This is a genomic window from Epilithonimonas arachidiradicis (assembly GCF_003610695.1).
GTDB classification, from domain to species: Bacteria; Bacteroidota; Bacteroidia; order Flavobacteriales; family Weeksellaceae; genus Epilithonimonas; species Epilithonimonas arachidiradicis.
In genome coordinates this window covers 806,065-827,564 of the sequence record NZ_RAQH01000001.1, presented here as the reverse complement: position 1 = coordinate 827,564, position 21,500 = coordinate 806,065, and the positions used below count along the sequence as shown (strand labels likewise).

The window sequence follows — 21,500 nt, the reverse complement described above, 5'->3', positions numbered from 1 at the left end:
GAGAAGCGCGTGAGGGATGGTAGCGGAAATCCTTTTTGTGTTGCGCCTGAAAGGCGTGACACAAAAAGATTGTAGCGGACAGCCCGACCCGAGCGGCTGGTGCGTTTTGGCAAGGGGCACGCCCAAATAATTATACGTGATAAATTATGAATAATAAGTGATTTTGTTGGACTGTTTTTTTTGCGTAAATTTGTTGTCTTATCTTAAAAATTGGGGTTGACTGGTTTCGACAGCAAGACCAATGGGTAAGTAAGCATGCAGAGAACCGTAGCGCGATCTCTTAAATCCCTTGCTACAACATTTTAACTGGCAACGAAGAGTTCGCTCTTGCAGCTTAATAATCGAAGTTTAGTAGATTCAAGCGTTTCCCGAAGATAGTAAGGAAGCAAGATGTCTCACCAATGTTCTGTTCTGCGACGTTGGATCCTGGGATATAGGAATGCGGAAATAAGGTCTTGGAAGCTTCGGTCAAGACTCGAAAATTTTAGAAGCTAAGGTTTAGGTTGGGTGTTTGCTCTCTGCCTGAACTCGAAAACTAATAGCAAAATAAGCATGTAGAAAGCTTGCGTATTGCTTGTTTGGACGAGGGTTCGAATCCCTCCAACTCCACAAAAACACTCTTCAAATGAAGGGTGTTTTCATTTTCATAATATCGATTCTTGATCATCTTGATTTTTACTTTTTTGCGAAAAAAGATCGTTTTGAAACTTGTCACAAGTGTTGTTCTACGAATTAATTGATTTTATTTTAAGAATCAATTTCAGTAATCGGATTATAAATTTTATATTCACGGTCTTAAAAAAAAATTCATAAAAATGAGTGTTCACATTAGTGCTAAAAAAGGAGAAATCGCAAAGACGGTTTTGATGCCCGGCGATCCACTTAGAGCAAAATATATTGCTGATAACTTTTTGACCGACGCCAAATTGGTCAGTCAGACAAGAAACATCTATTTCTACACAGGAAACTATAAAGGTAAAGAGATCACTGTTGGTGCAAGTGGAATGGGATTTCCAAGTATCGGAATTTACTCTTTTGAGCTGTTTACAGAATATGAGGTTGAAACGATCATCAGAATCGGAACTTGTGGTGCTTACTCAACCGATCTGAAATTATTCGATATCCTGAATGTACAAAAGGCAGCGAGTGAAAGTACTTACGCAAAATTTGCCTGGGGAATTGAAGAAGATGCCATTTCTAACCAGGGAAGTGTTTTTGATAAAATCAATGAAACAGCGAAAGAATTAGGTCTGGAAGCTAAAGCAACCAACATCCACTCCAGCGACATCTTCTACAGAAAAGACCCTGCTGTTCCGGAAATCGCATTGAGACACAATTGTCCTGCAGTGGAAATGGAAGCGTTTGCACTTTTTGCGAATGCCAAACATCTTGGTAAAAATGCAGCTACGATCTTAACCGTTTCTGACATCATCCCTACTCAAGAGCAAATCTCTGCCGACCAAAGAGAAAAAGCATTGAGAACAATGATGGAATTATCTCTTGAAACGGCTATAAAATATTAATATTCCAACTTAAAATAAAAAGCTTCTGAATTAATTTCAGAAGCTTTTTTTATGATTAATAATCAGAGAAGATTATTTCTTAATTACTTTTACAGTATTGCTTTCGGTTTCAGAAATTACTTTCAGGACATAAGTCCCATTTGTTAATTGACTCATATCTAGAGAAGCATTCTTGGTATTGCTATTCAGGTTAAATTTTTGAATCAATTGTCCTGCTGCGTTGTAAACTTCCACGTTCTTCAGACTTGTATTTTTCTTATTCTGAATTGTCACAAAGCCTGAAGTCGGGTTAGGATAAATACTGATCGAATTTTGTTTCTGAACATCTTCTACAGCCAAAGTACTACAGTTGTAAACATAGATCTCATCCAGGTACCAACCTTCGACTCCGTTACAGCCATCTGTTCCCAATTCGAATCTGAATTTGATATTAGAACCGGAAGTTACCCCGATTTTGGAAAGATCAATCACACTTTGTCCCCAGCTTCCGCCAAGAGAACCTCCGTCCGTTCCTGTGAAAGCTCTTTGTCCCTTGAGTGGATTATCACTTTGAGAAGTTCCGTCCAAGGTATTGTTATAGCCATTCTGCGTGAAAGCCGTTATTGGCAGCAGTGTCCAGTTTCCGCCGTTTAGGCTATATTTGATATTTCCGCCATCCCAAGTCGATTCTGTAGCTACATAATGGTTGAATGCCATTTCATACTTTCCATCAGAGAAAGTTGGGAAAGTAATGGTAGGACTTTCGAGACGTAGAATGCCGTTTTGTAAATTAGATGCACAATCACCGTTAATTGGATCTACTGCGAAAATAGCATTACCGGTTCTTGATTTTGGCAAATTACCTTTGATAGCCCAATCTCTCGCTTCCCAGGTTGTTGGTTTTGTAGGAATATTAGAAACAGTCCAGTTCCCTAAGCCATTTTCCCAATCTTCTTTGAATAACGGATTAGACGTTGCATTGGCACAAAGATCTGGTACTGGTTTTAAAATGGGCTGATAATTACATTGCGTAGCCGGAGAAGATCTCAACTGTACTGCAAGAATGCCATTTTTGATATTCTGAAGATCAGTCGCATTGAAAGATTGTCCGCTCAGCCCTGCAGGGGTAATTGTAGTAGATAAGCCTTGTAGATTAATTCCTATCAAATCATTAGCCGCAGCTTCCAAAGCATCTGCAAAATTAGCAAAATCGCTAGTTGCAGTAAGATAACTGGTTTGCGCTTTCCACCAAAGGTGAGCCGCTTTCACAAAGCCAATTCCTGCAATTGTGTAGCCATTGTAAGTTCCGCCATCTACCAATAAAGAGTATAAATGATTGGTAGGTCCCGAGTTTGTATGTACGCCGCCATTATCTGCTGTTCCACAGTAATAGTAGTTTGCATCTAATACCCTTGAAGGTTGGCCATTACAATTAGGATTCCACATATCTCTTATAGCACCGCCAAAAGCTGTTGCATCCTCTCCCATTTTCCAACGCTGAGAACCAGAACAAGACGCTGTTGTTCTTATATTAAGATTCTCGCCTTCATCCATATAATTATTGATCAAATCAATGGTTTCTCCCCAAACATCAGAATAAGACTCGTTAAGAGCGCCAGACTGATACTGGTAAATAAGTCCGCTTGTATATTCCGTATAAGCGTGTCCCCACTCGTGCGCAATGACGTCATCGGTTGCCGTGCCATCGCAATATCCGGCATAGGTCCCGTTCCATCTAGCATTAGGACAAGAAATTGTAGGATCATTGTTGACCGTAATCATCGTATGATCGGCTGCATCATAAGACACATAACCAAAAGCATTCTTGAAGAAGTTATACACGTGCTCAGACGTGACAACCTCGTGTTGCTGCCAAGTCGTCAATGTTCCGGGAAAAGGATCGCCTTCTTTCCACTTCAGGTTAGAAGCATTTCTATTGGTTTCATAAACCTGTCTGTCGATAGGGTGAATTCCTGTAAACTGTTCCACCAATTCGCCTGTATGAGCATTGATGAAAAGAAATTCTCTGACATCTACTTTATTAGTCACTTCGATTTCGTAAGCCAGATATGGTGTTACGATTCCTCCTTGTGCTAAGTTCTTTGGGAAAATCAGCAGATTGGTTTTTACAGCTTCTAGTGCAATATTAGATTTGTTTAGATCCTGATTTGTTACAAGAGATTTTGCAATATTCCCAGCTTCGGTTGCAGAGATATTAGGTGTTGTACTCACTTTGATTGTTGAAAGTGCGTTTCCGTTAATCGATGTTAATTGTTCTTTTGCATTGAAATGGAATTTCAAAACACCGTCATAAACAGGAATACCCTGATACTGCTGTCTGTATATTACATTTTTCAATCCGTAATTATCAGTTTTTTCTTCAACAAAAACCAGATCATTCGCAGATTTTAGATTAAAAGCTTTGAAATTTTCTGCTAAAAATTCTGCAGCCTTTGCTTTTGCATTAGAAGATCTAAGCTGTGGTGCAGTTCTAAATTGGATAAAATTGGGATTTGATGTAGCATTGCTGATTGTAACGTTGGCGTTGTTTTCTTTTCTAAGTTTAGCCAGCTCCTTAGATTCCTGTGCAAAGCTGCAAGCATAAGCCAAAGCAATTGCCAGAGATAGAGTTTTCTTCATTTTTAAATTTAATTGCTAACAAATATATGCAATATACTTAGCATAATAATCAATAAAACATAAAGAAAACCATCAAACGTTATTAAAAACTTAATCCAGAAACATTCATTTGTAATTGAGCTTTGGTATCAATAACAATAGTGATATACTTTTCTGACAATAGAAATTGTGTAGGTTTCAGATCAAGTACATTACCTTGTAATTTGATTCCTTTTACATATTCTTTGTTAAAGTTTTCCATCAGGCTTTTTTTGGAGGCATTTTCTATATCCAGCAATGGGATACCATAATCTTTTTCGATCATTCTTCTGATCTTACCTTCAAACAGAACAGTTAAAGCTTTTTGGAAAAAGTTTTTAGTTTTCAGATTGAAGTCTGTGACATTTAGCTTTATCTTGTGCTCTTCCGCACTGTAATAGGGTTTACCTTTGATGAAAGCCGTTCCGTTAACCTCGCCAGTTGTATGCGCTTCAATTACAATATTTTCTTTTTCCTGATAAACCGAGATATCCGTAATTTTTACCTTTTTCTCCTCACTGCTCATTGGAAATTCTTTATTCTGGAATTGTTGCCTTGCGAGCCTTGTTGCTTCATCGAAACTGATGTTGGCAGTGGTTTGCAGATTAAAAACATTCTGAAGATTCGGATTCAATATAAAATTAGGAACAGTATTGACATCTCTTGTCGCCAACGGAACTTGTCCCACAAAAGTTTCCGAATACAAATCGATCCCAATTGTCGTTTTGATTTTATCCTGAAAAACCTGAAGCGGTGTCATATAAGTATTTTGAGGCGTGATTTTCAGCCAGGTATTATATTCTTCCGACACATTGATTGGTTTTGAAAATTGATTCCAGGCCATCACCAGATAAGGCTGAAGATTGAATTTTGTTTTAATCTGCTGATCAATAATGGTTGTAAACTTTCCCTGCTGCTCTTTCAATGTTGACTCTATAAAAGATGCAATCGGGATTTTCACTTTACCATAATCCAAAACCGGTTTCTGAGTCCAGACAAAACCTGCAGTCGTCGTTTTGGTATCCAGCTTCCAATCTGATGTCGCCGTTAAACTGGTAATGAAATTCATTATCAGATTAAAATTCGTGTCCTTGTACATATAATAGCCCAAAGTACCGTAGCCTTTTTCTGCCCAGATCTTCAGCGGAACCGAGATCATTAACCTGTTATTCGTTAAAGCTTTTATGGCGATATTACCCTGTTTCTCAACCTTCACTTTGAACTGATCATTATTGTTATCGGTATAAGATTGATCCTCATATAAAACACCTTTGACGGACTGATTGATCAAACTATTGATTTCCGAGATCGGTAGTGAAACCGGAAGTGTTATACTGGATTTGATTTTGGGCAATGTATAAACCGGTTGTGATGACTGTGAAAAAGATAATATACTGATGAATATTAATAAAAATATGGCTCGAAAATTAAATATCATAGTTTATTAAAATTGAATAATAATTACAACGCTAAATTAATTGTTTTATTAGTTACAAAAACAAAAAAACCACCTCAATTGAGGTGGTTTTATATTTAAAAACTTAGAATTCTTATTCTTCAGTTTTTTCTTCTGTAGCAGTTTCTGCAGCCGGAGTTTCTTCCACTTTAGCTTCAGTAGCTTCAACAACAGGAGCAGCTTCTTTTTTAGGAGCAGCAGTAGATCTTCTACTTCTTCTGGTTGTTTTCTTCTCAGCTTCGTTTGGATTGTAGATATCGTTGAAATCTACCAACTCGATAAGCGCAGTATCAGCAGCATCACCAGGTCTGAAACCAGTTTTGATGATTCTTGTGTAACCACCATTTCTTTCAGCGATTTTAGGAGCTACAGTTCTGAACAATTCAGTAACCGCTTCCTTACTTTGCAAGTAAGAGAAAACGATTCTTCTATTGTGAGTTGTATCTTCTTTAGCCTTAGTCAGGATTGGTTCCACGTAAACTCTTAAAGCTTTCGCTTTAGCAACAGTAGTGTTGATTCTTTTATGTTCAATCAGGGAACAAGCCATATTAGAAAGCATTGCTTTTCTGTGTGGTGCAGTTCTACCTAAGTGATTTATCTTTTTTCCGTGTCTCATTTTGAGGATTATTTATCAGCGTCTAACTTATATTTTGCAACATCAAACCCGAAATTTAGTCCTTTTGAGTGAACCAATTCTTCAAGTTCTGTTAAAGATTTTTTACCAAAATTTCTGAATTTCATCAAATCAGACTTACTAAAAGAAACCAGCTCTCCAAGTGTTTCTACTTCAGCCGCTTTCAGACAGTTAAGGGCTCTTACAGAAAGATCCATATCTGCTAATTTTGACTTAAGCAATTGTCTTGTATGAAGTGTTTCTTCGTCGTATTGGATGGATGCCTTTACAGCCTCTGTTTCAAGAGTGATTCTTTCATCAGAGAACAACATAAAGTGATAGATCAAGATCTTAGAAGCTTCTGTTAAAGCATTCTGAGGCGTGATTGACCCGTCAGTTTCGATATCCAATACTAGTTTTTCGTAGTCCGTTTTTTGCTCTACACGGTAATTTTCTATACTGTACTGAACTTTCTTGATTGGTGTGAAGATAGAGTCAATTGCAATAGTCCCAACAGGAGCATTGTTTGATTTGTTCTGATCGCTCGGAACATATCCTCTTCCTTTTTCAATGTTGAAAGTAATTTCAAACGTTACATCTTTAGCCAAAGTTGCGATTACTAATTCTGGGTTAAGAACTTCGAAGTTCACGATAGAACCTCCAAGATCACCAGCAGTCACGACATCTTTTCCGGATACTTTTGCAGTTACCTGCTCGTTTCCTGGATTTTCAGTTTTAGCTTTAAGACGAAGCTGTTTAAGATTAAGAATGATTTCCGTTACATCTTCAATCACTCCCGGTATAGTTGAAAATTCGTGCTCTACGCCTTCTATTTTGATAGATGAAATAGCATATCCTTCCAGAGAAGATAATAAAACTCTTCTCAATGCATTACCGATTGTAAGCCCGAAACCTGGTTCCAAAGGTCTGAATTCGAATTGTCCTTTAAAATCTGTAGAGTTTAACAGGATTACTTTATCGGGTTTTATAAATGTTAAAATTGCCATAGTCTGGTTGAGCAAAAATTTGAAAAAATTATTATTTAGAGTATAATTCGACGATTAACTGTTCTTTGATGTCCTCAGGAATTTGGATTCTCTCAGGAGCAGTCGTAAAGATACCAGTCTTTTTCTCGTCATTGAATTGTAACCACTCATAATTTGCTTTAGAAGCTAAAGCGTTAGAGATTACTTCAAGAGATTTTGATTTCTCTCTTACAGCAATTTCGTCACCAGCTTTTAACAAATAAGAAGGGATGTTAACCAGCTCTCCGTTTACAGTGATGTGTCTGTGAGAAACCAATTGTCTAGCTGCAGATCTTGTTTTTGCAAAACCTAATCTGTAAACTACGTTATCCAATCTTGATTCGCAAAGTTGCAATAGAACTTCCCCTGTTACACCTTTACTTCTGTGAGCTTTATCGAAAAGGTTAGCGAATTGTCTTTCAAGAATACCGTAAGTGTACTTAGCTTTTTGCTTTTCAGCCAACTGAGTAGCGTATTCTGATTTTTTCGCACCTCTTCTTTTGTTAGGACCGTGTTGTCCTGGTGGTTGATTTTTTCTTTTCTCGAAGTTTTTATCGTCTCCGTAAATTGCCTGACCGAATTTTCTAGCAATTTTTGTTTTAGGTCCAATATATCTTGCCATAATGGGTAAATTCTAAAAATTAAACTCTTCTTCTTTTAGGTGGTCTACAACCGTTGTGAGGCATAGGTGTCACGTCAACGATTTCACTTACTTCGATACCAGAATTATGCAGAGTTCTGATTGCAGATTCTCTACCAGCACCTGGACCTTTTACAAACACCTTAACTCTTCTAAGACCAGCTTCGAAAGCTACCTGAGAACAGTTTTCTGCTGCCATTTGAGCAGCGAATGGAGTATTCTTTTTAGAACCTCTGAATCCCATTTTACCGGCAGAAGCCCAAGAGATAACCTCTCCTGCTTTATTTGTTAAAGAAATGATGATGTTATTGAAAGAAGCCTGAATATGCGCTTCGCCAATAGCCTCAACTTTTACTTTTCTTTTTTTAACTACTTTAGTTTGTTTTGCCATAATTCCTAACGATTATTTACTTGCCTTTTTCTTGTTAGCAACAGTTTTTCTCTTTCCTTTACGGGTTCTAGAGTTGTTTTTCGTTCTCTGGCCTCTTAAAGGTAATCCTAGTCTGTGACGTATTCCTCGTTGGCATCCTATGTCCATCAATCGCTTGATGTTCAATTGGATTTCAGATCTTAATTCTCCTTCAACTTTTACGTTTTCAGTGATATAAGTTCTGATTGCTGCCAATTCATCGTCATTCCATTCGTTGACTTTCTTGTCTTCGCTGATACCAGCGCTTTTCAAAATTTCTGAAGCAGTACTCTTACCAACACCATAGATGTAAGTAAGTCCAATAACGCCTCTTTTGTTCTTTGGTAAATCAATACCTGAAATTCTCGCCATAATTTAATCGGTTCTTAACCTTGTCTTTGTTTAAATTTAGGGTTCTTCTTGTTAATTACGAACAGAACGCCTTTTCGTCTAACGATCTTGCAGTCTGCGCTTCTTTTTTTGATAGATGCTCTAACCTTCATTTTGTTATTTTTAATATCTAAAAGTTATTCTCCCTTTAGTCAAGTCATAAGGAGAGAGTTCGAGTCTTACCTTGTCTCCGGGTAAGAGTTTTATATAATGCATTCTCATTTTACCAGAAATATGGGCAATCAATACGTGCCCATTTTCCAGCTCTACACGGAACTGTGCATTGGAAAGTGCTTCCGTTATCACTCCGTCTTGTTCTATATGTTTCTGTTTTGCCATTTATCCTATTATAAGTTTGATGATCTTGATAATTTAGATTGCATCAACCCGTCATAATGATGGTTCAGCAGATACGTATTAATTTGCTGAACAGTATCTAAGATAACGCCAACCATAATTAATAACGATGTACCCCCGAAAAATAGGGCAAATCTATCTGTCTGAACAAACGCTCCGTGCACTATTGCCGGAAGGACTGCAAAGATAGACAAAAAAATTGCACCTGGCAAGGTTATTTTGGATAAAATATCATCTAGATAATCTGCCGTTTCTTTTCCAGGTCTTACCTTCGGAATCAATCCACCATTACGCTTAAGATCATCAGCCATCTGATTCACAGGAATGGTAATTGCCGTATAGAAAAATGAGAAAATTATAATTAATAATGCAAACAATACATTGTACTGCCAGCTAAAAACATTTTTGAATCCTGCCAAAAATGTATTAGATTCATCAACTTTGGTTAGTAATCCTGGTACAAACATCAATGCCTGAGCAAAGATGATCGGCATAACTCCTGCTGCATTCACTTTCAATGGGATCCATTGTCTGGCTCCTTCCATCAGGTTTCTGCTTACACCACCTCTTGCCTGAGCTCTACTCACATATTGGATTGGAATTTTTCTAACAGCTACGGATAGAATAATTGCCAATAAAACAACTAATAACCAAAATACAACTTCAACCAAAATCATAATGCTTCCCAAGCCACCTTTACCATTCTGTGTCAAAACTTCCTGATAAAATGCTGTTGGAAGATCCGCAAGGATACCCACCATAATTAAGATTGAGATACCATTACCAATACCTTTGTCAGTAATTTTTTCTCCTAACCACATTGCAAATACAGAACCTGCAACGAGGATCACGATACTTGGCAACCAGAACATAACAGATGCTGGATCTATGTAATAAGCTGACTGGAACTGCCCGTACGGTAAGAAAAATTGTGTTACTGATGTTAAGTACGAAGGCGCCTGCACAAGACAAACCCCGATCGTTAACCATCTGGTAATTTGGTTCAAAGTATTTCTTCCACTTTCTCCATCTTTTTGTAATTTCTGAAGATAAGGAATAGCCATTCCCATCAGCTGAACAATAATGGAAGCAGAGATATAAGGCATAATTCCTAATGCCATTATAGAAGCCCGGCTAAAAGCACCTCCCGTGAAAGAAGACAATAAACCCAAAAGGCCGGCCCCTTGTTGGTTCCCGCCTTGATTTTGGTAATGTTGTAATAAGTTTCCAACTTCTGCCATATTAATAGCCGGAAGAGAAACATAAGATGCGAATCTATACACAAGGACCAAAGAAAGTGTCAAGATAATTTTATCTCTAAGTTCTTTTAGACTCCAAATGTTTTTTAGTGTTTGTATAAATTCTTTCATTGGTTATTAATTAAAGAGTAATCGCTTTTCCTCCAGCTTTGTTGATTGCTTCTTCAGCAGACTTAGTAAATTTGTCAGCAGAGATTGAAACACCAGATTTCAAATCACCTCTACCTAAGATTTTTACTAACTCATTCTTAGATGCAAGACCGTTTTCTACTAATACGTCTCTAGTGATATCACCAGTGATGTTTTTAGTATCGATCAAAGTTTGGATTGTATCAAGATTGATTGCTCTAAACTCTTTTCTATTAATATTTTTGAAACCAAATTTCGGTAATCTTCTTTGCAAAGGCATCTGTCCACCTTCGAAACCGATTTTCTGAGAATAACCAGCTCTCGCTTTTTGACCTTTATGCCCTTTTGTTGAAGTACCACCTTTTCCGCTTCCCTGACCTCTACCAATTCTTTTTGAATTGTGAGTAGAACCCGCTGCTGGTTGTATGTTATTTAAATTCATTTTGTAATTGAGATTTTAAATGATAAAGTATTGAGAAAAGAGAAAGCTTCTCTTTTCTCATTATCTTTTGTCTTATTTTTGAACTTCCAGTAAGTGACTTACAGAAGCAATCATTCCAAGAATAGAAGGTGTTGCTTCGTGTTCTACAACTTGTTGAAGTCTCTTAAATCCTAGTGCTTCAAGTGTTCTTTTCTGAGTTTTAGAACGATTAATAGCACTTCTAACTAATTTTACTTTGATTGTTGCCATTGCTATATTGATTAACCGTTAAACACTTTACTTAAAGAAACTCCTCTCATTCTTGCAATTTCTTCTGGTCTTCTGATATCCAACAATGCGTTGAAAGTAGCTTTCACCACGTTGTGTGGGTTAGAAGAACCTTTAGATTTTGACAATACATCGTGTACACCTGCAGATTCTAGTACCGCACGTACCGCACCACCGGCGATAAGCCCTGTACCGTGAGAAGCTGGTCTCAAGAAGATATCAGCACCACCGTATCTAGCAGAAGTCTGGTGAGGAATTGTATGATTGATTACAGGAACTTTCACCAAGTTTTTCTTAGCATCTTCTACAGCTTTCGCAATAGCAGAAGCAACTTCCTTAGATTTTCCAAGTCCGTAACCGATAACACCATCTTCGTTTCCTACAACAACAATTGCAGAAAATCCGAATGCTCTACCACCTTTCGTTACTTTAGTTACTCTGTTAACAGCAACCAGACGATCTTTTAATTCTAATCCTCCAGGTTTAACTCTTTCTATATTACTATCTAACATATTTTCTGAATTTTAAAATTAGAATTTAAGACCTGCTTCTCTAGCACCGTCAGCAAGAGCTTTCACTCTACCGTGGTATACAAAACCATTTCTATCAAACACTACACTTTCGATACCAGCTGCTTTAGCTTTAGCTGCAATAGCTTTACCTACCGCTGCAGATACTTCAGTTTTAGTTCCTTTAGCGTCTACCCCTTTCTCTCTAGAAGAAGCTGATACTAATGTTTTACCGTCTTTATCATCTACCAATTGTGCGTAGATCTCTTTATTACTTTTGAATACAGACAATCTTGGTAATTCTGCAGATCCTGAGATCTTCCCTCTTACTCTTCTTTTGATTCTGATTCGTTTTTCAACTTTTGTTAATGCCATTTTCTTAAATTTTATGCAGATTTACCGGCTTTTCTTCTGATGTTTTCACCCACGAATCTCACACCTTTTCCTTTGTAAGGTTCAGGTTTTCTGAAAGATCTGATCTTTGCAGCCACCATTCCAAGAAGTTGTTTATCGTAAGAAGATAATGTAATGATCGGGTTTTTCCCTTTTTCAGTCAAAGTATCCAATGTTACTTCTTTTGGAAGCTCCAATAGAATACCGTGAGAAAATCCAAGTGCCAATTCTAATTTTTGACCATTGTGAGATGCTCTGTAACCAACTCCTACAAGCTCTAATTGCTTAGTGAAACCTGTAGACGTCCCAACAATCATATTGTTGATAAGCGCTCTGTACAAACCGTGAAGCGCTTTGTGTTCTTTTGAATCAGAAGGACGGTTAAATGTTAATTTACCATCTTCCTGTGTGAAGCTGATTCCCGCAGTAAGCTCCTGAGATAATTCTCCTTTAGGACCTTTTACCGTTACTACACCATTGTTTTCAGTGATAGTAACACCAGCAGGAACTTCTATAATTGCTTTACCAATTCTTGACATTTTCCTTGTTTTAAAAAATTAATATACGTAGCAAATTACTTCACCGCCTACTTTCTCTTGTCTAGCTTTTTTATCAGTCATTACTCCTTTAGAAGTAGAGATGATAGCCACACCTAGTCCGTTAAGTACTCTTGGAAGTTCCTCAGAACCTTTGTACTGACGTAGACCTGGTCTAGAAGCTCTCTGGATAGACTTGATCGCAGGCTTGTTAGTTTGCTTATCATACTTCAAAGCGATCTTGATAGCTCCTTGAACAGCATTATCCTCGAACTTGTAGTTCAAGATATAACCTTGATCGAAAAGAATCTTAGTGATCTCTTTTTTGATTTTCGATGCAGGAATTTCCACCACTTTGTGGCCTGCGCTTTGTGCGTTCCTTACTCTTGTTAGGAAATCTGAAATTGGATCTGTTACCATTTCTTTGTTTTAAATTATTGGTTAATGACAACCAGTATTGAAAAGACTTGAAGATTAAAAAAATCAGACCTCAGAAAACATCGGTCTGATTATTTTTATGCTTTAGTATCTCAACAACTTAATTGCCTCGATTGTTTTTAATTGCTTACCAACTAGCTTTTTTAACTCCCGGGATAAGACCATTGTTAGCCATTTCACGGAACGTTACTCTGGAAATACCGAATGTTCTCATATATCCTCTTGGTCTTCCTGTCAATTTACATCTGTTGTGTAATCTTACAGGAGAAGCATTTTTAGGCAATTTCTGTAATGCTTCATAATCTCCAGCTTCTTTCAAAGCTTTTCTTTTTTCAGCATATTTAGCTACAGTAGCTTCTCTTTTGCGCTCACGCGCTTTCATTGATTCTTTAGCCATTTCTTAGTTCTTTTTGAAAGGTAAACCGAAGTGAGTTAATAATGATTTTGCTTCTTTATCAGTTTTCGCAGTTGTTACGAAAGTGATGTCCATCCCCTGGATTTTTTTCACTTTGTCAATTACGATCTCCGGAAAGATAATCTGCTCAGTAATACCTAAGTTATAATTACCTCTACCGTCAAAACCGTCAGCTTTGATTCCAGAAAAATCTCTAATTCTTGGAAGTGCAGAAGAAGTTAATCTGTCTAGGAATTCATACATCTTATCAGCTCTAAGCGTTACTCTTGCTCCTACAGGCATTCCTTTTCTTAATTTGAAGGCTGCTTCATCTTTTTTAGAAAGAGTTCCAACTGCTTTTTGTCCTGTGATTGCAGTCAATTCTTCTACTGCATAGTCCACAATTTTTTTGTCTGCTGTAGCAGCTCCCAAACCTTGTGACACAACGATCTTCTCCAACTTAGGCACTTGCATTACTGACTTGTACCCAAATTCTTCCATCATTGCAGGAACAATTTTCTCTTTATATTGTTGTTTTGGTCTTACTATATATTCCATTGTAATTCTAAATTATAAAGTTTCACCGGTTGTTTTAGCAACTCTTACTTTTTTATCACCTTCTACTTTGTATCCAACTTTAGTAGCTTTTCCGCTTTTATCAGTTAATGATACGTTTGAAATATGTAGTGAAGCTTCCTTTTCAACGATTCCACCTTGAGGATTTTGTGCAGACGGCTTAGTATGTTTTTTAACAATATTAATTCCTGCAACAATAACTCTAGGATCTTTACCTTCTTTCTTGATTACTTCAAGAACTTCACCTTTACTCCCTTTATTTTTTCCGGTAGTAACGATGACATTGTCTCCTCTTTTTATTTTAACTTTTGACATTTTCTTAAAATTTTAAAATTAAAGTACTTCAGGAGCTAATGAAATAACCTTCATATATTCTTTGTCTCTCAACTCACGGGCAACCGGTCCAAAAACACGAGTTCCTCTCATTTCTCCAGCAGCGTTTAGCAATACGCAAGCGTTGTCTTCGAATTTGATGTATGAACCATCTTTTCTTCTAACCGCTTTTTTAGTTCTTACAACTACCGCTTTAGATACTTGACCTTTTTTTGCGTTTCCTGATGGTGTAGAATCTTTGATAGTAACAACGATTTTATCACCAACTGAAGCATATCTTCTTCTAGTTCCTCCTAGAACTCTGATAACTAGTACTTCTTTTGCACCTGTATTATCAGCAACTTTTAATCTTGATTCTGTTTGTAACATTATTACTTAGCTTTTTCAATGATTCTTACTAATCTCCATCTTTTGCTCTTGCTCAAAGGTCTAGTTTCTGTAATCAAAACTGTATCTCCTTCGTTGCACTCGTTATTCTCATCGTGTGCGGTATATTTTTTCGTTTTCAAAACGAATTTCCCGTACATTGGATGTTTTACTCTTGTAGTTTCACTAACAACAATAGTTTTTTCCATTTTATTGCTGGAAACTACTCCAATACGTTCTTTTCTTAAATTTCTATCCATTATAAAAAGGAATTATTGTTTGTTAGTTAATTCTGTGTTAAGTCTTGCGATTGTTTTTCTCAAATCTCTGATCTGAATCGGATTTTCAACTGGGCTAATTCTGTGTGCTAATTTCAGTTTAGAATAGTTAGCTTTAGCGTCAGCCAATTGATTTTTGATATCCTCTACGCTTAAATTTTTGATGTCAGCTTTTTTCATTGTAATAGAGATTATTGAGGTTTAACAAAATCGTTAGCAACTACGAACTTGGTAACTACCGGCAATTTTTGCGCAGCAAGTCTAAGAGCTTCCTTCGCTACTTCGTAAGGCACTCCACCAACTTCGAACATAATTTTACCAGGCTTCACTACAGCTACCCAATATTCTACAGCACCTTTACCTTTACCCATACGTACTTCCGCTGGTTTTTTGGTAATAGGCTTATCCGGGAATATTTTGATCCATAGTTGACCTTCTCTTTTCATATATCTTGTTGCAGCGATACGCGCAGCTTCAATCTGTCTTGCAGTGATCCAAGCACCTTCTATAGCTTTGATCCCGAAAGTTCCGTAAGCAAGTTGATTACCTCTCTGGGCAATCCCCTTCATTTTCATCTTATGAACTCTACGGAATTTGGTTCTTTTTGGTTGTAACATAATTTCTTAAATTTTAGATTTTAGAATTTAGATTTTAAAAAAGTAACGGTCATTTAAAAACTATCCTCTAAAATTTTATTAATTATTTCTTCTTGGTTTTCTGTCTCCTCTTTCTCCTCTGTCGTTTCTCTCTCTACCTCCAGCTGGTGCTTTTTTCTGTTGTCCTACTAGCGGCGTAAGTTCTCTTTTACCGTAAACTTCACCTTTCATAATCCAAACTTTAACACCTAATTTACCATACTGAGTCAATGCTTCACCGATGTGGTAATCGATATCTGCTCTGAAAGTTGATAAAGGGATTCTACCTTCTTTGAAAGATTCTGATCTTGCCATCTCTGCACCATTCAATCTTCCGGAGATCATTACTTTGATACCTTCTGCACCCATTCTCATTGTGCTTGCCATAGCCATCTTAACAGCTCTTCTGTAAGAGATTCTGTTTTCGATTTGTTTAGCAATGCTGTCTGCAACTAATACTGCATCTAGCTCAGGTCTTTTGATTTCGAAGATGTTGATCTGAATATCCTTTCCAGTCAATTTTTTCAACTCTTCTTTCAATTTATCAACCTCCTGACCACCTTTACCAATAATTAACCCCGGTCTTGCAGTCGTGATTGTTACTGTTACTAATTTCAGTGTTCTTTCAATATAGATTTTTGAAATCCCACCTTTAGATAATCTTGCTTCAAGGTATCTTCTGATTTTGTAATCTTCAGCGATTCTGTCGCCGTAGTTTTTACCACCAAACCAGTTAGAATCCCATCCTCTGATGATACCTAATCTGTTACCAATTGGATTTGTCTTCTGTCCCATGCCTTGAATTAATTTTTAGTACCTAAAATTAGTGTAATGTGGTTTGATCTTTTTCTGATTCTATACCCTCTACCTTGTGGCGCTGGTCTTAGTCTCTTCAATTGTCTTGCACTGTCTACATAGATTTCTTTAACGATAAGGTTAGCCTCCTCGATGTCAGCACCTTCGTTTTTAGCTTGCCAGTTTGCGATAGCAGAAAGCAATACTTTTTCTAATTTGTTAGATGCATCTTTCTTAGAATATTTAAGGATATATAAAGCTTTATCAACTTCTACCCCTCTAATGATATCAGCAACTAATCTCATTTTTCTTGGAGAAGACGGACAATCGTTATGCAACGCTTTTGCCACATCTTGGTTTGCTATTTTACGTGCTAATGCACTTTCTCTTTTTCTTGATCCCATGATTATCTACCTCCTTTATTTTTGTTACCACCGTGACCTCTGAAAGATCTTGTTGGAGAAAATTCGCCTAACTTGTGACCTACCATATTTTCTGTTACATAAACAGGGATAAAAGATTTCCCGTTGTGAACAGCGATAGTTTGTCCTACGAAGTCTGGAGAAATCATAGATGCTCTAGACCAAGTTTTGATTACAGTCTTTTTACCAGACTCTACATTTGCCTGAACCTTCTTATCTAAAGTATGATGAATGAATGGTCCTTTTTTAAGTGATCTTGCCATAATTATTTTCTTTTAGATACGATGTAACGGTTAGACACTTTGTTTTTCTTTCTGGTTTTGTAACCTTTAGCCGGCTTACCGTTTCTAGATCTTGGGTGACCTCCAGAAGAACGTCCTTCACCACCTCCCATTGGGTGATCAACTGGGTTCATTACTACTGGTCTTGTTCTTGGTCTTCTACCTAACCATCTGCTTCTACCAGCCTTACCTGATACTGTTAACTGATGATCTCCGTTAGAAACTGAACCAACCATCGCCATACACTCTGTAAGGATCATTCTAGACTCTCCAGAAGGCAACTTGATGATGGCATATTTTCCGTCTCTTGAAGTTAATTGAGCTGAAGAACCAGCACTTCTTGCCAAAATTGCACCTTGTCCAGGTTTCATTTCAACACAAGAGATGATAGTACCCAATGGAATGTTTTTCAATTTCATTGCGTTACCAACGTTTGGTTCTACGCTTTCTCCAGAAACAATTTTCTGATCTACTTTGATCCCGTTTGGAGCGATGATGTATCTCTTTTCTCCGTCTGCGTATTCAACTAATGCGATGAAAGCAGTTCTGTTTGGATCGTATTCTACAGTTTTTACCGTAGCTTCAACGTCAAATTTATTTCTTTTGAAGTCGATAATTCTGTATTTCTTTTTGTGTCCACCGCCGGTGTAACGCATGGTCATTTTACCAGTTTGGTTACGTCCACCTGACTTTTTAATACCAACAGTTAGAGATTTCTCTGGCTTGTTAGTAGTAATTTCCTCAAAGTTATTAACAACTCTGAATCTCTGTCCCGGGGTGATAGGTTTTAATTTTCTAACAGACATTACTATTATTTATAATTAATTAATTTGTTGCGAAAATGTCAATAACTTCTCCAGCAGCTAATGTTACAACTGCTTTCTTCAATTTGTTAGTTTTCCCAACTTGAAGTCCTTTTTTCGTGTATTTTGAAGAAACTTTAGGTGCATAAATCATCGTTCTAACGTCCGCTACTTTTACACCGTAAGCTGCCTCAATAGCACCTTTAATCTGGATCTTGTTTGCCTTAGGGGCAACCAAGAAAGAATAAGCACCTCTTAGATCTGTAAGATAGTTTGCTTTTTCTGAAATAATTGGTTTAATAATAAGTGACATGATGATTTATTTCTTTAAGTTGTCCTGAAATTTTTCTACTGCACCTTCTAAGAAAACAATCTCACCTGCGTTGATCAAATCATAAGAAGAAATCTCGTTATAATTCAACACTCTTGTCTTAGGCAAGTTTCTTGAAGATAAATATACATTCTTGTTAGCTTCAGGAATGATGAATAAAGACTTTTTACCGTTAAGATCCAAAGCACCCAACAAGTTGATGAATTCTTTAGTCTTAGGGGCGTCAAAACTCAAGTTCTCCAAAACTTTGATACTGTTATCTCTCAATTTTTGAGACAAAACAGATTTTTTAGCTAATCTCTTAAGCGCTTTGTTCAATTTGAATCTGTAGTCTCTTGGTTTTGGACCAAAAACTCTACCTCCACCTTTGAAAGTTGGCGACTTGATATCACCATATCTCGCAGATCCTGAACCTTTTTGCTTCTTAAGCTTTCTTGTAGAAGCCGTAATTTCGCTTCTCTCTTTTGATTTATGAGTACCTTGTCTTTGTGCAGCAAGATATTGCTTAACCTCTAAGTAAACCGCGTGCTGATTTGGCTCAATTCCGAATACTGATTCGTCAAGAGTTACTTTTCTTCCGGTTTCTTTTCCTGATGTACTTAATACTACTAGTTCCATTTCTTGATAATTACATAAGAATTTTTAGCTCCCGGAACAGCACCTTTTACTACTAAAAGATTTTGTTCTCCATCTACTTTTAACACCTGAAGGTTCTGAACAGTTACCTGCTTACCTCCCATTCTACCAGCCATTCTCATTCCTTTGAATACTCTTGAAGGATCCGAACCAGCACCGATAGAACCTGGAGCTCTAAGTCTGTTGTGCTGACCGTGAGTAGCTTGCATTACACCTCCAAATCCGTGTCTTTTAACAACACCTTGGAAACCTTTACCTTTAGAAGTTCCTGTTACATCAACGTATTCACCTTCTGCAAACATGTTAACTTCTACCAAATCTCCTGTCTTAACCGCATGTTCGAACTCGTTTCTGAATTCTACGATTTTAGCTTTAGGAGTTGAACCAGCCTTTTTAAAATGACCAGCTAACGCTTTACCAACGTTCCTCTCACTCTTGTCATCGAAACCTAGTTGTACGGCAACATACCCGTCAACCTCTTCGGTTCTGACCTGTAAAACCGAGCATGGACCAGCTTGAATAACTGTACAAGGAATATTCTTCCCCGCTTCGTCAAACAAAGATGTCATACCGATTTTTTTACCAATAATACCTGACATTATTTATATATATCTATTATATTTTGTTTCAGCATTTTAGCGGTTTTCGTCATATTCTATGTCTGAAATAGGCATACTCCTTCCCTAAAATGAGTGTGCAAATTTAAGGATATTTTTCACATTGACAAATATTTTTCAGAAATTATTTGATTTTTAATCTTTTACAGATAAAAAAACATTTAGCCGCCACAAGAACTTATTCCGTAATGGCTTAAATCTAAAATGATGAAGATGTTAAAAATGAACTTTGGTTATCTTATCGTGATATTTCAAATAGAGAGGAAGTGCAGCGGAACCGTACCATTTGTAGATTTCGATATCGAAGATTCCTGACTTTACAGACGGATCTGTTAAAACCAAATTTTCCGCTTCTTCTTTTGTTTTTGCATCGAGAATGAAAATCCCATTATAATCATTTGGACTTTTCTCCAGCATTGGTCCGGCGACAATCAGTTTTCCATCTTTTGCCAGTTTGTTGATATTGTCCATATGACCTTTCATCAATTCTGATTTCTTAGCTTTATCAGTAATTTCGGCTTTTCCTTTTTTGAGAATAACTAAATAATACGATTTCATTCCGTATTGGTCGGCTCCAAGAGAATCTGCCAGTTTTTGGTCAAAATCTTTATTCTGAGCAATGATGAATGACGAAAATAGGATTAAGGAAAGAATTGAGAATAATGATTTCATCTGTTGAAGTTTAATTCAAATTTAAAATAAAAAATGAAATTCCCAACTGGCATAGATAATCATCTTCTGAACCTGAAATATTTCGTCAACTCATGCTTTTTACCTTTAAGAAAATCAGAAGCCATAGCCATCCCGATGACCGAAAAAGTAATGCCGTTGCCACCAAAACCTAATACAAAATAGGCGCTTGGAAAGTTCGGGTGTTGCCCAATGTAAGGCAAGCCATCTTTGGTTTCACCAAATGTTCCGGCCCAGACAAAGTCGGTTCTAAAGTTATTTTCAGGTAAATATTTATTAATTTTTTTAATGAGTTTCTCCTCTTTCTCAAACAATAAAGAATCGCGTTTTTTTGCATTCACAAATTCTTCATCTTCGCCGCCCATCAGGATCCGGTTATCATCCGTTGTCCGCATATAGATGTAAGGATTTGCGGTGTTCCAAACCAGCAATCCGTTGAGCTCTTTGTTGTACTCCTTATCACATTGTTCACCAACAATTGCATAAGTTGATAACAGATTGACAAATTTATCCTTGATGATTTCCGTACTTTCAAAACCATTACAGAAAATCACTTTGTTGGCTTTGATGGTATTTCCGTAATCGGTTGTTGCTGTAACGCCGTTTTTCTTGTAATCGAATTTGACAATGTCTGTTTTGTCGAAAATCTCTAAACCCTTTTTATAATTATAATGCAAAATGTCGTGTGCCAGACAAAATGCGTCGATGCTTCCGCCTTGTTCAGAAAGGATTCCGCCAAATGTATTCTCGATTTTGAATTGCTTTTTAATCTCTTCTTCCGAAAGCCATTTCACAGGAAACCCAGCCGCTTTCCTTGCTTCGAATTCTTTTTTAAGAAGTGGAACATCTTTTTTCAAAGCCGCAAAATAAAGAGATTTTTTCTTTGCAAAACCACAATCCGACTTAACTTCCTTAGCAATTTTCTGTAAATCATCAATGGAATTGTAGCAGGCCCAATAGGCTTTTTCCGCTCCATCCTGCCCAATCATCTCGGATAGTTTGAAGAGTGCAATATCAATCTCATATTGAAGCATAGACGTCGTGGCGCTTGTGCTTCCATTCCCGATTTCCCGGCGGTCAACCAAAACTGTTTTGTAACCATCTTTTATCATTTGATGTGCAAGAAGAGAACCTGTGATCCCGCCTCCGATGATGAGGATTTCGGTTTCAATATTTTCTCGGAGTGAAGGATAAGAATGTTTGAGTCCGTCTTTGACGAGCCAGAATGGTTCGGGAGATTTTAGTTTCATATAGTTTATTTCTGATTTGATTTTGTTCTAATCAAAAAGTAAACCGTTGGATTTTTTGAAAAAAATTTCT

General features: G+C 37.1%; 33 protein-coding genes and 1 other RNA gene. 2 read left to right on the top strand and 32 right to left on the bottom strand.

Features of this window, described 5'->3' with window-relative positions; all coding sequences use genetic code 11:
• Positions 1 to 212: 212 nt before the first annotated feature.
• Positions 213 to 612, top strand: a transfer-messenger RNA (tmRNA) gene (gene ssrA / locus BXY58_RS04025).
• 203 nt (positions 613 to 815) lie between these two features.
• Positions 816 to 1,523 (top strand): purine-nucleoside phosphorylase, encoded by a 708-nt coding sequence (gene deoD / locus BXY58_RS04020; protein WP_120212488.1) that lies wholly within the window; start codon positions 816 to 818, stop codon positions 1,521 to 1,523.
• Between the two features lie 72 nt (positions 1,524 to 1,595).
• On the opposite strand, the gene BXY58_RS04015 is transcribed toward deoD, so the two are convergent.
• The 32 genes from BXY58_RS04015 to BXY58_RS03860 all read right to left on the bottom strand — a co-directional run bounded on the left by BXY58_RS04015 (position 1,596) and on the right by BXY58_RS03860 (position 21,430).
• Positions 1,596 to 4,142: a M4 family metallopeptidase gene (locus BXY58_RS04015; RefSeq protein ID WP_120212487.1), complete on the bottom strand. Its 2,547-nt coding sequence runs from the start codon at positions 4,140 to 4,142 to the stop codon at positions 1,596 to 1,598.
• Between the two features lie 82 nt (positions 4,143 to 4,224).
• Positions 4,225 to 5,598, bottom strand: a complete 1,374-nt coding sequence (locus BXY58_RS04010; RefSeq protein WP_120212486.1) for a DUF4403 family protein — start codon at positions 5,596 to 5,598, stop codon at positions 4,225 to 4,227.
• 112 nt (positions 5,599 to 5,710) lie between these two features.
• Positions 5,711 to 6,232, bottom strand: coding sequence for a 50S ribosomal protein L17 (gene rplQ / locus BXY58_RS04005; protein ID WP_120212485.1), 522 nt, complete (start codon positions 6,230 to 6,232; stop codon positions 5,711 to 5,713).
• 8 nt (positions 6,233 to 6,240) lie between these two features.
• Entirely contained in the window at positions 6,241 to 7,236 is a 996-nt protein-coding gene (locus tag BXY58_RS04000) for a DNA-directed RNA polymerase subunit alpha (protein WP_089768543.1), read from the bottom strand.
• A gap of 31 nt (positions 7,237 to 7,267) precedes the next feature.
• The gene (rpsD, locus tag BXY58_RS03995) at positions 7,268 to 7,876 is read right to left on the bottom strand and encodes a 30S ribosomal protein S4 (RefSeq protein ID WP_120212484.1); all 609 of its coding nucleotides are present in this window, start codon (positions 7,874 to 7,876) and stop codon (positions 7,268 to 7,270) included.
• 19 nt (positions 7,877 to 7,895) lie between these two features.
• The gene (gene rpsK, locus BXY58_RS03990) at positions 7,896 to 8,285 is read right to left on the bottom strand and encodes a 30S ribosomal protein S11 (RefSeq protein ID WP_027383298.1); all 390 of its coding nucleotides are present in this window, start codon (positions 8,283 to 8,285) and stop codon (positions 7,896 to 7,898) included.
• Between the two features lie 12 nt (positions 8,286 to 8,297).
• The gene (gene rpsM, locus BXY58_RS03985; protein ID WP_120212483.1) at positions 8,298 to 8,675 is read right to left on the bottom strand and encodes a 30S ribosomal protein S13; all 378 of its coding nucleotides are present in this window, start codon (positions 8,673 to 8,675) and stop codon (positions 8,298 to 8,300) included.
• Positions 8,676 to 8,689: 14 nt separating this feature from the next.
• Positions 8,690 to 8,806, bottom strand: a complete 117-nt coding sequence (gene rpmJ, locus BXY58_RS03980; protein ID WP_007839480.1) for a 50S ribosomal protein L36 — start codon at positions 8,804 to 8,806, stop codon at positions 8,690 to 8,692.
• 10 nt (positions 8,807 to 8,816) lie between these two features.
• On the bottom strand, positions 8,817 to 9,032 hold the full coding sequence (gene infA, locus BXY58_RS03975) for a translation initiation factor IF-1 (RefSeq protein ID WP_027383300.1): 216 nt from the start codon (positions 9,030 to 9,032) through the stop codon (positions 8,817 to 8,819).
• A gap of 8 nt (positions 9,033 to 9,040) precedes the next feature.
• Positions 9,041 to 10,420 (bottom strand): preprotein translocase subunit SecY, encoded by a 1,380-nt coding sequence (gene secY, locus BXY58_RS03970; RefSeq protein WP_120212482.1) that lies wholly within the window; start codon positions 10,418 to 10,420, stop codon positions 9,041 to 9,043.
• A 10-nt stretch (positions 10,421 to 10,430) separates the two neighbouring features.
• Positions 10,431 to 10,880: a 50S ribosomal protein L15 gene (gene rplO, locus BXY58_RS03965; protein WP_120212481.1), complete on the bottom strand. Its 450-nt coding sequence runs from the start codon at positions 10,878 to 10,880 to the stop codon at positions 10,431 to 10,433.
• Between the two features lie 72 nt (positions 10,881 to 10,952).
• Entirely contained in the window at positions 10,953 to 11,129 is a 177-nt protein-coding gene (rpmD, locus tag BXY58_RS03960) for a 50S ribosomal protein L30 (protein WP_027383303.1), read from the bottom strand.
• A gap of 11 nt (positions 11,130 to 11,140) precedes the next feature.
• Entirely contained in the window at positions 11,141 to 11,659 is a 519-nt protein-coding gene (gene rpsE, locus BXY58_RS03955) for a 30S ribosomal protein S5 (RefSeq protein ID WP_089768531.1), read from the bottom strand.
• Between the two features lie 18 nt (positions 11,660 to 11,677).
• Positions 11,678 to 12,031, bottom strand: coding sequence for a 50S ribosomal protein L18 (gene rplR, locus BXY58_RS03950; protein WP_120212480.1), 354 nt, complete (start codon positions 12,029 to 12,031; stop codon positions 11,678 to 11,680).
• An 11-nt stretch (positions 12,032 to 12,042) separates the two neighbouring features.
• Positions 12,043 to 12,588 (bottom strand): 50S ribosomal protein L6, encoded by a 546-nt coding sequence (gene rplF, locus BXY58_RS03945; protein WP_120212479.1) that lies wholly within the window; start codon positions 12,586 to 12,588, stop codon positions 12,043 to 12,045.
• 18 nt (positions 12,589 to 12,606) lie between these two features.
• Positions 12,607 to 13,005, bottom strand: coding sequence for a 30S ribosomal protein S8 (gene rpsH / locus BXY58_RS03940; protein WP_027383307.1), 399 nt, complete (start codon positions 13,003 to 13,005; stop codon positions 12,607 to 12,609).
• 145 nt (positions 13,006 to 13,150) lie between these two features.
• On the bottom strand, positions 13,151 to 13,420 hold the full coding sequence (gene rpsN / locus BXY58_RS03935) for a 30S ribosomal protein S14 (RefSeq protein WP_027383308.1): 270 nt from the start codon (positions 13,418 to 13,420) through the stop codon (positions 13,151 to 13,153).
• A 3-nt stretch (positions 13,421 to 13,423) separates the two neighbouring features.
• Positions 13,424 to 13,975, bottom strand: coding sequence for a 50S ribosomal protein L5 (rplE, locus tag BXY58_RS03930; RefSeq protein ID WP_120212478.1), 552 nt, complete (start codon positions 13,973 to 13,975; stop codon positions 13,424 to 13,426).
• A 12-nt stretch (positions 13,976 to 13,987) separates the two neighbouring features.
• Entirely contained in the window at positions 13,988 to 14,308 is a 321-nt protein-coding gene (rplX, locus tag BXY58_RS03925; RefSeq protein WP_120212477.1) for a 50S ribosomal protein L24, read from the bottom strand.
• An 18-nt stretch (positions 14,309 to 14,326) separates the two neighbouring features.
• A complete protein-coding gene (gene rplN, locus BXY58_RS03920; protein ID WP_027383311.1) occupies positions 14,327 to 14,695 on the bottom strand; it encodes a 50S ribosomal protein L14 in 369 nt (122 codons plus the stop codon).
• Positions 14,696 to 14,697: 2 nt separating this feature from the next.
• Positions 14,698 to 14,955 carry a 30S ribosomal protein S17 gene (rpsQ, locus tag BXY58_RS03915; RefSeq protein ID WP_120212476.1) on the bottom strand — a complete coding sequence of 86 codons (258 nt, stop codon included), beginning with the start codon at positions 14,953 to 14,955 and terminating at the stop codon, positions 14,698 to 14,700.
• A gap of 9 nt (positions 14,956 to 14,964) precedes the next feature.
• Positions 14,965 to 15,150 carry a 50S ribosomal protein L29 gene (gene rpmC, locus BXY58_RS03910; RefSeq protein WP_120212475.1) on the bottom strand — a complete coding sequence of 62 codons (186 nt, stop codon included), beginning with the start codon at positions 15,148 to 15,150 and terminating at the stop codon, positions 14,965 to 14,967.
• 11 nt (positions 15,151 to 15,161) lie between these two features.
• Positions 15,162 to 15,587 (bottom strand): 50S ribosomal protein L16, encoded by a 426-nt coding sequence (gene rplP, locus BXY58_RS03905; protein WP_120212474.1) that lies wholly within the window; start codon positions 15,585 to 15,587, stop codon positions 15,162 to 15,164.
• A gap of 78 nt (positions 15,588 to 15,665) precedes the next feature.
• On the bottom strand, positions 15,666 to 16,400 hold the full coding sequence (gene rpsC / locus BXY58_RS03900) for a 30S ribosomal protein S3 (RefSeq protein ID WP_120212473.1): 735 nt from the start codon (positions 16,398 to 16,400) through the stop codon (positions 15,666 to 15,668).
• Positions 16,401 to 16,408: 8 nt separating this feature from the next.
• Complete coding sequence (gene rplV / locus BXY58_RS03895; protein ID WP_120212472.1) at positions 16,409 to 16,804, bottom strand: 50S ribosomal protein L22; 396 nt, start codon at positions 16,802 to 16,804, stop codon at positions 16,409 to 16,411.
• A 2-nt stretch (positions 16,805 to 16,806) separates the two neighbouring features.
• On the bottom strand, positions 16,807 to 17,085 hold the full coding sequence (gene rpsS, locus BXY58_RS03890) for a 30S ribosomal protein S19 (protein ID WP_027383317.1): 279 nt from the start codon (positions 17,083 to 17,085) through the stop codon (positions 16,807 to 16,809).
• 2 nt (positions 17,086 to 17,087) lie between these two features.
• Positions 17,088 to 17,909 (bottom strand): 50S ribosomal protein L2, encoded by an 822-nt coding sequence (gene rplB, locus BXY58_RS03885; RefSeq protein ID WP_120212471.1) that lies wholly within the window; start codon positions 17,907 to 17,909, stop codon positions 17,088 to 17,090.
• 19 nt (positions 17,910 to 17,928) lie between these two features.
• On the bottom strand, positions 17,929 to 18,219 hold the full coding sequence (gene rplW / locus BXY58_RS03880; RefSeq protein WP_072997618.1) for a 50S ribosomal protein L23: 291 nt from the start codon (positions 18,217 to 18,219) through the stop codon (positions 17,929 to 17,931).
• A 6-nt stretch (positions 18,220 to 18,225) separates the two neighbouring features.
• A complete protein-coding gene (gene rplD, locus BXY58_RS03875) occupies positions 18,226 to 18,855 on the bottom strand; it encodes a 50S ribosomal protein L4 (protein ID WP_120212470.1) in 630 nt (209 codons plus the stop codon).
• Positions 18,846 to 19,472 (bottom strand): 50S ribosomal protein L3, encoded by a 627-nt coding sequence (rplC, locus tag BXY58_RS03870; RefSeq protein ID WP_120212469.1) that lies wholly within the window; start codon positions 19,470 to 19,472, stop codon positions 18,846 to 18,848. Before rplC ends, rplD begins: the two co-directional genes overlap by 10 nt.
• A gap of 234 nt (positions 19,473 to 19,706) precedes the next feature.
• On the bottom strand, positions 19,707 to 20,162 hold the full coding sequence (locus BXY58_RS03865; RefSeq protein WP_120212468.1) for a YciI family protein: 456 nt from the start codon (positions 20,160 to 20,162) through the stop codon (positions 19,707 to 19,709).
• 59 nt (positions 20,163 to 20,221) lie between these two features.
• A complete protein-coding gene (locus BXY58_RS03860) occupies positions 20,222 to 21,430 on the bottom strand; it encodes an NAD(P)/FAD-dependent oxidoreductase (RefSeq protein WP_120212467.1) in 1,209 nt (402 codons plus the stop codon).
• Between the last annotated feature and the right edge of the window lie 70 nt (positions 21,431 to 21,500).

Bases quoted from the DNA above. Each gene is read 5' to 3' on its own strand.
- rplO (WP_120212481.1), bottom strand. From the start codon at position 10,880: ATGAATTTAAATAACATACAACCAGCAGCGGGTTCTACTCACAATTCA.
- rplW (WP_072997618.1), bottom strand. From the start codon at position 18,219: ATGTCACTTATTATTAAACCAATTATTTCAGAAAAAGCAAACTATCTT.
- BXY58_RS03865 (WP_120212468.1), bottom strand. From the start codon at position 20,162: ATGAAATCATTATTCTCAATTCTTTCCTTAATCCTATTTTCGTCATTC.
- rplF (WP_120212479.1), bottom strand. From the start codon at position 12,588: ATGTCAAGAATTGGTAAAGCAATTATAGAAGTTCCTGCTGGTGTTACT.
- infA (WP_027383300.1), bottom strand. From the start codon at position 9,032: ATGGCAAAACAGAAACATATAGAACAAGACGGAGTGATAACGGAAGCA.
- rpsM (WP_120212483.1), bottom strand. From the start codon at position 8,675: ATGGCGAGAATTTCAGGTATTGATTTACCAAAGAACAAAAGAGGCGTT.
- BXY58_RS04015 (WP_120212487.1), bottom strand. From the start codon at position 4,142: ATGAAGAAAACTCTATCTCTGGCAATTGCTTTGGCTTATGCTTGCAGC.
- rpmJ (WP_007839480.1), bottom strand. From the start codon at position 8,806: ATGAAGGTTAGAGCATCTATCAAAAAAAGAAGCGCAGACTGCAAGATC.
- rplQ (WP_120212485.1), bottom strand. From the start codon at position 6,232: ATGAGACACGGAAAAAAGATAAATCACTTAGGTAGAACTGCACCACAC.
- rpsH (WP_027383307.1), bottom strand. From the start codon at position 13,005: ATGGTAACAGATCCAATTTCAGATTTCCTAACAAGAGTAAGGAACGCA.
- rplR (WP_120212480.1), bottom strand. From the start codon at position 12,031: ATGGCATTAACAAAAGTTGAAAAACGAATCAGAATCAAAAGAAGAGTA.
- rplV (WP_120212472.1), bottom strand. From the start codon at position 16,804: ATGGGATCAAGAAAAAGAGAAAGTGCATTAGCACGTAAAATAGCAAAC.
- rpsD (WP_120212484.1), bottom strand. From the start codon at position 7,876: ATGGCAAGATATATTGGACCTAAAACAAAAATTGCTAGAAAATTCGGT.
- rpsE (WP_089768531.1), bottom strand. From the start codon at position 11,659: ATGTTAGATAGTAATATAGAAAGAGTTAAACCTGGAGGATTAGAATTA.
- rpmC (WP_120212475.1), bottom strand. From the start codon at position 15,150: ATGAAAAAAGCTGACATCAAAAATTTAAGCGTAGAGGATATCAAAAAT.
- rpsC (WP_120212473.1), bottom strand. From the start codon at position 16,400: ATGGGACAGAAGACAAATCCAATTGGTAACAGATTAGGTATCATCAGA.
- rpsS (WP_027383317.1), bottom strand. From the start codon at position 17,085: ATGGCAAGATCACTTAAAAAAGGACCATTCATTCATCATACTTTAGAT.
- rplP (WP_120212474.1), bottom strand. From the start codon at position 15,587: ATGTTACAACCAAAAAGAACCAAATTCCGTAGAGTTCATAAGATGAAA.
- BXY58_RS04000 (WP_089768543.1), bottom strand. From the start codon at position 7,236: ATGGCAATTTTAACATTTATAAAACCCGATAAAGTAATCCTGTTAAAC.
- rplB (WP_120212471.1), bottom strand. From the start codon at position 17,909: ATGTCTGTTAGAAAATTAAAACCTATCACCCCGGGACAGAGATTCAGA.
- rplN (WP_027383311.1), bottom strand. From the start codon at position 14,695: ATGTTACAAACAGAATCAAGATTAAAAGTTGCTGATAATACAGGTGCA.
- BXY58_RS04010 (WP_120212486.1), bottom strand. From the start codon at position 5,598: ATGATATTTAATTTTCGAGCCATATTTTTATTAATATTCATCAGTATA.
- rpsK (WP_027383298.1), bottom strand. From the start codon at position 8,285: ATGGCAAAACAAACTAAAGTAGTTAAAAAAAGAAAAGTAAAAGTTGAG.
- rpmD (WP_027383303.1), bottom strand. From the start codon at position 11,129: ATGGCAACAATCAAAGTAAAATTAGTTAGAAGTGCTATTAATCGTTCT.
- rplE (WP_120212478.1), bottom strand. From the start codon at position 13,975: ATGGAATATATAGTAAGACCAAAACAACAATATAAAGAGAAAATTGTT.
- deoD (WP_120212488.1), top strand. From the start codon at position 816: ATGAGTGTTCACATTAGTGCTAAAAAAGGAGAAATCGCAAAGACGGTT.
- rplD (WP_120212470.1), bottom strand. From the start codon at position 18,855: ATGGAACTAGTAGTATTAAGTACATCAGGAAAAGAAACCGGAAGAAAA.
- secY (WP_120212482.1), bottom strand. From the start codon at position 10,420: ATGAAAGAATTTATACAAACACTAAAAAACATTTGGAGTCTAAAAGAA.
- BXY58_RS03860 (WP_120212467.1), bottom strand. From the start codon at position 21,430: ATGAAACTAAAATCTCCCGAACCATTCTGGCTCGTCAAAGACGGACTC.
- rplC (WP_120212469.1), bottom strand. From the start codon at position 19,472: ATGTCAGGTATTATTGGTAAAAAAATCGGTATGACATCTTTGTTTGAC.
- rpsN (WP_027383308.1), bottom strand. From the start codon at position 13,420: ATGGCTAAAGAATCAATGAAAGCGCGTGAGCGCAAAAGAGAAGCTACT.
- rplX (WP_120212477.1), bottom strand. From the start codon at position 14,308: ATGTCAAAAGTTAAAATAAAAAGAGGAGACAATGTCATCGTTACTACC.